This window comes from Methylobacterium sp. GC_Met_3 (assembly GCF_026540775.1).
GTDB lineage: Bacteria > Pseudomonadota > Alphaproteobacteria > Rhizobiales > Beijerinckiaceae > Methylobacterium.
The window spans coordinates 1-7,152 of the sequence record NZ_JALNUL010000099.1 but is presented as its reverse complement, the minus strand read 5'-3'; the positions used below and the strand labels follow the sequence as shown (position 1 = coordinate 7,152).

Genomic DNA, 7,152 nt, shown 5'->3' with positions numbered 1-7,152 from the left:
AACCCAGGTCCGTAGAGCTCGGTCGAGCTCATGGAAGCAAAAGTGCAGGCGTGTCAGTTCGTTCAATCGCATTAATTAGGTTGTAAAATGATTTGAAATTCGCGCGCCAATTTTCGAACTTGAATTGGCCGGCACGAACGATTGACGTTTAAGCCGCGAGATCAAGCACTTATATGGCCGGAAAGTATCGATTCGGCGCGACCGCGGTCGAATCGATGAGGTCTAGAGGCTCGTGAGAAATCTTGTCCAGTACGTTGAATGATCCCCGATGCCCAACGCTTGGGATCCCGACCGAGGCGAAGACATCACGGAACGCCCGGGGAAGTAGCTGCTCACGAACCCTAATGCGCCAGTGATCAGAATGCGCTCAAGCACGCGGATCAGGATAGGCGCTTGATGTCGGCGTCGACCATTTCGGTGATCAGCGCCTCCAGGCTGGTCTGGGCCTCCCAGCCGAAGGTCGCCTTCGCCTTGGCGGGGTTGCCCAGCAGCACCTCGACCTCCGCGGGCCGGAACAGCGCCGGGTCGATGACGAGGTGGTCGTCGATGTTCAGGCCGACATGCTTGAACGCGATCGCGCACATGTCCCGCACCGTCGTGGTCCGCCCCGTGGCGATCACGTAGTCGTCCGGCTTATCCTGCTGCAGCATCAGCCACATCGCCTCGACGTAGTCCCGGGCATGGCCCCAGTCGCGCTTGGCGTCGATGTTGCCCAGGCGCAATTCCTTCTGCTTGCCCAGCTTGATCCGCGCCACCGCGTCCGTGACCTTGCGGGTCACGAACTCCACGCCGCGCAGCGGGCTCTCGTGGTTGAACAGGATGCCGTTCGAGGCGTGCAGCCCGAAGCTCTCGCGATAGTTGATCGTCATCCAGTGGGCGTACAGCTTGGCCACGCCGTAGGGCGAGCGCGGGTAGAACGGCGTCGTCTCGCTCTGGCGCTCCTCCTGGATCAGCCCGAACATTTCCGACGTAGAGGCCTGGTAGTAACGCGCCTGCGGGGCGACCGAGCGCAGGCACTCGAGCATGTGCGCGGCGCCAAGCCCCGTGACCTGCCCGGTCAGCAGCGGCTGCTGCCAGGACGAGGTGACGAAGGACTGGGCGGCAAGGTTGTAGATCTCGTCAGGCTTGGCAGTCTGAACGATGCGCAGCAGGGCCGATTGATCGAGCAGGTTGCCGTCGACCAGCTCCACATCGTCGAGGATGCCGAGCCACTTCAGCCGGTGATCGAACACGCCGGCATGGCTGGACCGGCGCACGATGCCGGTGACCGCGTAGCCCTTCTGCAGCAGAAGCTGCGCCAGATACGCTCCGTCCTGGCCCGTCACCCCCGTGATCAGCGCGCGCTTGCCCGTCATCAAACTGTCCCGTCCCGAGGAAGCCCGGCTGCTACAACCCCAGTGGGACTCGCGTCAAGTTTGAGTTGCGCACTGATTACATCGGAAGCGAGCCGCCCTAGAGCTACGGCCCGGCATTATATTTTGTGCGATAATTTGAATATATGCCATGATATGCCGCGTTGATAAGCAAATTTGTACCAGCATCGATGCACCCTTGATCGATGTCACAACTGTTGATCTTTTCCGAAATCCACTGCCATGCTAGCTGGGATACGCGATGCGTGCGGCGTCACTCTTGTTGCTCACCTGGATCGCGTCGGATGACTCGGCCACCAATGAGACGCTTGTATGGGCTCGCCCTACCGGCCGGCAGCGGGCGTCGGCGCGGGTCTATGATGCCCATGTGCCGGTCACGCATCCGCCGCACTCGCGCGATCACGCCGACATCGACCACCGTCTTGGCCGCGTGACAAGGCCGGCACAATACCTGACAGTTATCCAATGAGGCATTCTCCGTTAGCGCAGTTGGGACGATATGATCGTAGTGGAACCGCCCGACCTGCAGCGCGCACGGGCAGCGGCTGCCGTCTGTGAGCACACCTTCGCAGCGCCCGTCAGCTCGGGCGAGGGCGGCGCGCAGCACCGCCTTGCTGAACTCCCGCCGCGCCATCACGCCCCCCCCGCAGCGATACCCGCGGTCGGCCCGCCCAGGTCAGCCGCGATTTCTGCGCGCTCAACCCGGGTCTCGGCCAACCGGTAGGCGTGCAACTCGCGCGCATCGAGCGCGGCACAGGCGGCGAGCCAGCCAAGGAAACCGGGATCGCCAGGCTCGCAGGCGCGGGCGGCGGCGATCGAGGCCTGTCCATCCTCGTCACGAGTGACTGCGAGGACGACCGCCGCGTGTTCGGCGACCAGCTCGGGAGCGTCGAGCGGCTGGACGACCATGACGTAGCGCCGACCGGAGCGCCCGCGCCAAGCGCTCATAGCGAAAGCAGGCGCGCCGCACGAACCGGTATTCGTGCGCAGGCGTTCCTCGCGAATTGGAGACCGGGCGGCGCGATCAGCCTTCAACTCGCGCAAGGCAGCAGCCCAAGAGATGGTGCGGTTCGACATCGCCACCCTCACGCGCTGAGCGGGAAGAGGGCGACACGCGGCCCGATAAACGGCCGCGAGTGCAAAGTCGAGGTTGACGGGGATCCAGTAGGGCAGGGGGCCACCTGAAAGGCCGCTGGGATCAAGGAGAGGGTCTGAATGTGGCCCTGAGTAGGGGAAAGCATGCTGTGCTCCGAGTCATTGGCGGGACCTGCCCCGCCACCAACCCGACCCCGCTGTCAGCCCGTGGGACCGGCGGGGTTGAGGCACGAACGCCGCTGCCCTCAGGCGTGCTGGCTACCCAGCTTCAGCCCGAGGGCATGAAGCAGGCCCTGCAACCGGACACAGCGGCTACGTCACACTCGATCGACCTACCGCCGCGAACGCTCATCGCGCTCAGGTGCGTGATAATGAAATCCAAACCAGCGGTTGGAAGCTTAGATTTGCGGCTCATCGAATTTATCACTTAGGTTCTGGGTGCGTCGCTCTGTGAGTATTGAAGCTCCATTGGCTACGACAGTCCAGTCGTGATCGACGTCGGACGTCATTTTTTGACGTAAATCTTTATGCACGACTTGCGCGCCATATCTCGCAATCGATGGTAATCTATAGTGTGAACGGAGCAGGCGGTGATGTTTATGCGCCGAGGCTGCCGGCAAGAGTGGGCGCGCTTCGACTTACGAGGCCTTCACTATCTGAGAGCATCGTCGGCAGGTCAGCCCCGCATTACGGTCTCGGAACAATCCAATCCGCTGGGCCATCGTGCGATTCGTCAGCCTCATGGATGGCACGACCGCCCGTCACCTCCTCGTACCGCCTCACGATCAGGTCGACGTAATGCGGGTCGATCTCGACTCCGTAGCACCGTCGCCCCGTCCGCTCGGCCGCGATCAGCGTCGAGCCTGAGCCCAGGAACGGGTCGAGGACGACCTCATCTCGTGCCGTGAGATCGAGCAAGGCGTCCGCGAGCAACGCAACTGGCTTGACCGTCGGGTGATCCTGCAGCCCCTTCCGCGAGCCGGATCCAAGCGACGAGGCGCCGGGGTAGGTCCAGAGGTTCGAACGCCAGCGGCCGCCCCGGCCCAGGCCGACGTTGTTGACGTGCGCGTCCTTGCCCTTCTTGAACAGTTGAAGCAGCTCGTGCTGCGAGCGGTACAAACTGCCCATGCCGGCGTTGGTCTTCGCCCACACGATCAGGTTCAAAGGCGACAAGGCCAACGCAGCCGCCGCATGTTGGACCACGTGTAGCCCGCGCCAGTCGATGAAGGTGCCAAACACGCCGCCCTCGACGAGATGGGGCAGGGCGGCCCCGATCCAGTCCAAGTTGAACGTCTGGAATTCCGCCTCGGTCATCTCACCGCTGGCCATCGCAAACTCGCGATGCTCACCGCCCGTCACGTGCCCGCGGATTGGCACGTTGTAAGGTTCATCGGTCAGGAGCAGGCGCGCGCCTTCCTCCCCCATGAGCTTGGCCAGCACGGCTGGATCGCGAGCATCCCCGCAGATCACCCGGTGCCGGCCAAGCACGAACACGTCACCCGACCGCGCCACCGCTGCCGCGTCCGCCGACGGTGTCAGCGGGCCAGGCTCAACGGTTTCGGACTCATCATCCAAGAGGACCTGGTCAATCTCGCCATCCGTGAAGCCCGTCACGTCGAGCGCGCCATCTTCAAGCGCGAGTTCCTCGAACTCCAGCTTCAGCTCGTCCAAGTCCCAGCCACCGCGTTCTTGCAGGCGGTTGAGCGCCAGCCGCAACGCGCGCTGCTCGCCCGGTGTGAGGTGGCCCGCGACGATGCAGGGAATGACGCTCAAACCCACGAGCTTGGCCGCCTCGACGCGCGCCACCCCGTCGAGGATGCCGTCCTGCCCGTCGATCAGCACCGGATCGCAGAAGCCGAGGGCGCGGATCGAGGCGGCCACGCGCTCCACCTGGGCAATGTCGCGCTTGCGCACCGCGCGGGCCGGCGCCGTAAGTGCCTCCGGTGAGCGTTGAATCAAGGCGAGGTTCGGAACCAAGTCGTTGCGTACACGGCCTGCCGCAGGAGCGGGTCGGTCGAGGGCTGTCCGGCGCCGACGGCTCTTGCCATGAAGAGCGTCGATCAACAGGTCAGCGCTGCCCAAGCCGTCTCGCGTCGCATGTCCCATGATCATTCTCCCTTTACCGCGCTCCACCGTCCACAAATCAGACGATCTTCCGGCCTCTGGCCAACCCGACTGGAAGAGTGTCGAAGATCATCAACCCTACGCTTCCTGCCGGTCCCGATCGGCCTGGGCTTCAGCCACGAGCCGCTGCTGCTGGACGATCGCTCTCGCCTCCCATTCAGCGTCGCTGTAGGGCGCCTCGCTCCCGTATGGCGGCGGTTGGCCGACGCCGAAGACCTCGAACAGGATGGCGTCGATCTCGCGAACTTTGCGGAATGACCCACCGATCGGCATCCCGGGCTGTGAGTCGAACCGCCGCGGCGCCCAGAACCAACCTACTCGCTCGAGTCCCGGAGCTTTCGATGGTTGCTGCAGGTACTGCGCTCGGAAATTATAGGCGCCGATCTCGTGCAGGATCGCGATCAGGGTCTCCTTCCCTTCGCGATCTGGCAGCAACGGCTCGCCCTTCTGCCGCAAGACGGTCCGCCGTTGATGAAGTCGCCATGCCTCGTCGTTGAGAGCGATAGCTGGCAGGACAACTTCGGCCCACACCCCGCTTTTGCGGACGTGAGCCGCCAGATCATCCTCGTGCACACGCTGCATAACCAAGACGATCGCGCCGCCGACTTTATCGTCCAGGCGCGGCACGATTTCAGCATCGTACCAAGCGCTGACGCCGCCGCGCGCGACATCATCCTGCGCTCGATGCGGCGCGATCGGATCGTCGATGACGATGAGGTCGGCACCGCGCCCGATCAGGCTCTGGCCAACAGCCCGATACAGAATGCCACCGCCATGCGGCAGGATGATCTCGCCCGGTGTCACGGTCGGCTGCAGATGCGGGAAAAGGACCCGACACCGCGGGGTACGCATCAACGTGACGACGCGGCGTTGCAGTTCCGCGGCCAAGGCACGCGTGCCGGCGACAACGATGATCTTGCGCGTCGGATCTCGGCCGAGGGCGAAGACCACCGTCGCGACCGTGGCACAATGCGATTTGAGGCTGCGCGGCGGGGCGTTGAGGATCAGGCGAGTGGTGCCGCGATCGAGGCAGCCTTGCAGCGCATCAGCCATGACGTCGATATGCCAGGTGGTGCCGAGGTCGTGTTGCGGCGACAACTCGTGAAATGCGAGTTTTGTGAAGGAGGCTAGGTCGGCGCGATAAAGGCGCTCGCGAAGTGAGATCGGCATCCTCACACCTCCGATTCGTCGTCGTCGACGAGCAGGTTAAGCGTGGCGGCGAACTCAGTCAGAATCTTGTCGTCGTAAGGTCTGGTCCCGAAGGAGTCCGGCCTGCTGCGATCGCGCATATGCCGAAACACGAGCTCCCGAGCCCGGGCATCGCCTTTCGCTGCGTCCTTGACGGCGTTCATCACGACCACCTCGCGCATGCTAACCCTTACCTTTCGGCCGTTGCGGGTGACGGCGATGAGTTGATCGAGCTGTTGCTCGAACAGCGTGTCGATGTTTTTCGAACGGCGTGGGCGCCCACGACGATTACCGGAGGTACCTGGCTTGAACTGGGTATGGCGTGGCGGCTTGCGGTAGCCGACCTTGTAATCATCACTCATGATCGCGATCCCGAACACGGAATTGGGAGACGACATCACCCCAGTTTGCGGGCGGCTTAGATGGCTGACGCCCACGCTTGCGCACCGGTGCTTGCTGGATAAGTTCGGTGATGCGGACGGCCAGCTCGGACAGCTCGATCACGAAGGCACCAAAGAGGCCGCCGGTCAGCTCACCGGAGAGGAAGGTTGCGAGTTTTTCTGACCCATCGAAAATTTCCATGTAATTGAGGCGCTTCCCTTCTTCGACCGATGATCCATAATATTGGACTGCATGTTCGGTCGCCTCTACGCGCCGCAGAACGAGAAAAACTTGGAGTCGCTTACGTCTTTCAGTTGGTGATGAACTTAAATCGGACTCGTCAGGTTGGGTGGAGCTCGTTCGCCCCCATGTCTGAAGGCCATCATTCGCTTTGCCGAAGGCGTCTTCGAGCTTGTCTTGGATGGCAGCGATAAGCTCGACGACCTCTCCCTGCTTGCAGCCAAAACGGGTCAACTCATGCGCTACAGCGAGGTTGAATACGCGGTAGGGCGTGTATCGAACCTCATGCCCAGTCCCCGATGGCAACTCGTCATAGAACGCCAGGGTGGATGTCGGCTCCCCACTTTGGCTGGCTCGGGCCTGGGAGACGTCCTCGTCCAGGAGCCGCCTCACGCTGGCGGCAAGACGCGAGGGGACCGGTTTGTCGAGGCGTAGCCGAGCTGTGTCCGACGCCCCGTACATGAGCGCATAGATGAGCTGGATGGCTTGCTGGCGGGTCACGGTCATGAAGCCTCCATTTAGAGACACCAATCGCGGCTTCAATAGCACCCGTGTACGTTTTTCGGACGGTGGTTATGCGGTGGCGTACAGTTTGATCCCTGTAACGGCCCGATAATTCCCTGTTCCAAAACGACGGGAATTTTGTAGCTAAATGCTTGATCGACGGGCGAAATTTCTGACGAGCGCTGCCAAAAAACGACGTATGAACGTTCTATTCCCTGATAATCAGGCCTACCTCAGCCCTATCGCT

General features: G+C 62.5%; 6 protein-coding genes. All 6 read right to left on the bottom strand.

What is annotated here, in order from left to right; all coding sequences use genetic code 11:
- Positions 1–380: 380 nt before the first annotated feature.
- Positions 381–1,355 (bottom strand): GDP-mannose 4,6-dehydratase, encoded by a 975-nt coding sequence (gene gmd / locus OXS27_RS31215; RefSeq protein ID WP_267361546.1) that lies wholly within the window; start codon positions 1,353–1,355, stop codon positions 381–383.
- Positions 1,356–2,006: 651 nt separating this feature from the next.
- Positions 2,007–2,450 (bottom strand): hypothetical protein, encoded by a 444-nt coding sequence (locus tag OXS27_RS31210; protein ID WP_267361545.1) that lies wholly within the window; start codon positions 2,448–2,450, stop codon positions 2,007–2,009.
- A 705-nt stretch (positions 2,451–3,155) separates the two neighbouring features.
- A complete protein-coding gene (locus OXS27_RS31205; RefSeq protein WP_267361544.1) occupies positions 3,156–4,574 on the bottom strand; it encodes a DNA methyltransferase in 1,419 nt (472 codons plus the stop codon).
- 96 nt (positions 4,575–4,670) lie between these two features.
- The gene (locus tag OXS27_RS31200; RefSeq protein ID WP_267361543.1) at positions 4,671–5,762 is read right to left on the bottom strand and encodes a hypothetical protein; all 1,092 of its coding nucleotides are present in this window, start codon (positions 5,760–5,762) and stop codon (positions 4,671–4,673) included.
- A 2-nt stretch (positions 5,763–5,764) separates the two neighbouring features.
- The gene (locus OXS27_RS31195) at positions 5,765–6,142 is read right to left on the bottom strand and encodes a DUF5681 domain-containing protein (protein ID WP_267361542.1); all 378 of its coding nucleotides are present in this window, start codon (positions 6,140–6,142) and stop codon (positions 5,765–5,767) included.
- Positions 6,135–6,908, bottom strand: coding sequence for a hypothetical protein (locus OXS27_RS31190; protein ID WP_267361541.1), 774 nt, complete (start codon positions 6,906–6,908; stop codon positions 6,135–6,137). Before OXS27_RS31190 ends, OXS27_RS31195 begins: the two co-directional genes overlap by 8 nt.
- Positions 6,909–7,152 lie beyond the last annotated feature (244 nt).